1 protein-coding gene is annotated in these 1,526 nt (G+C 49.7%); it reads right to left on the bottom strand.

Going from position 1 to position 1,526, the window contains the following annotated elements; all coding sequences use genetic code 11:
- On the bottom strand, nucleotides 1–1,526 hold a 1,526-nt coding region (locus ACY3FQ_RS17445; RefSeq protein WP_489774541.1), incomplete at both ends, for a Tn3 family transposase.

Genomic DNA, 1,526 nt, shown 5'->3' with positions numbered 1-1,526 from the left:
CTCTCGCCGAGCCTCGAACTTTTGGCCATCGGCACTGGCGTGGATAACATCCTCTTGGATGTTGTAATGCTTAAAGATGGGAAGCTTGGCTGTCGCGTTGCTGATGTTGTCGTTAGCCGTATTCAGGGTTTCCAGTCGTAGATAGTTTGCCTGGATGGTGCTGAGCTGGTCATAGGTGCGATCGGAGATTTGTGCCATACCGTAGATTCCTTGGTTAGTCGCATTTCCCACTAGAATCGCCAACAGGTCATATTCGTGGACTCTGCTCTTGGGCTGCGAGCCCAGCACATGTTCAAAGCAGTCAATGAATCCAGTGTCGCGATCCACCATGCGAAGCACATCGGCAACGCCCGTCGTCGGTATTTGCTGGAAGAATGGGTTGTTGACCAAGTACTTTTTACTTGCCGTCGGTAACCGCCACAGGCGCTTACCCTTGGGATTACGTAGAATAATATTTCGGTTATCGCCTCGTTCCAGATATTCACTGACTTCATGCAAACGGATCTCCAGATCCCTAGTCATTGGCTCAATCAGTTTGTTCGGTTCGGCGGCCAACTTTGGTAGCTGGGTTTGCTCCAGCAACTTTGCCTTATCCCTTCGCCAACGTTCTCGACTCACCAGATCTGCTTCCAAGGCCCTGTATTTAATGACATTCGGCAAGGTCAGTTGCCCATTTAGCCGATCGGGAATCTGTAGATACAGGTACCATTCGTAGCGACCTGGCTTGAAATTTCCATCTTGGTCCTGCAAGAGCGGCAACTGTTTTTTGGGAGGTAGACGGCGGTCTATATTTGCCTTTGAGATGACTCCTTGATCTGATAAGTCGAGTCGAGCGTGATCCAGTACTGCTGCTAGACGTAGAGTGCCTTCACTGCCTTCAAAGCGCAGGCAAAGAAACAGCTGCCGAAGCAACCCTTCCCTCAAGCTATCTCTCTGATCATAATACTGCCACATAGCTTCCTCAACGGAACGCTTTTGCTCATTCAGGAACAGGCAGACGGATTCCAGCTCTTTAGCCGCAAGCAGCTTCAACGCCTGCTGCTTTACCGCTCCAAAGGGTTGCTGTTGATCGATGCTCTCATCAATGAACAGGTGCAGAACTTCCGCCGCCTTGCTGACATTTTTAGCGGCTTTTTGCCAGTCTTGATAAACCGCGTCCTGCGCATATGCCTTGGCTTTTTGTTTTATCTGTCGAACATGATGAACAAAACCATCGGCAATGCGTTCCAGTGCCTGCACCCGGCGGGTTTGCAAATAACACAACAGATAAAGGCGTTGATTGCCAATAGACTGGTGCTTCAGCTTGGCACCGTAGTAATCCACCCGCTCAGCAAAGTGCTGCTGATTCTTCGAGGACAGAGATAACACGCTCAACACCTCATTAACTTCCGGCATCCATGACTGGATATAGGAAAGCACGGTAAGCTCTTTCTCCAGCTCAGTCCCTGTGAAGTTTCTGGCCGATTGACGCAACTGTCGCAAGGTTAAGGAGTTATTTCCAATGACAAGTTCAGATAGCATCACTG

The organism is Acinetobacter sp. AB03 (assembly GCF_058107045.1).
This window is presented reverse-complemented; position numbering and strand designations above follow the sequence as displayed.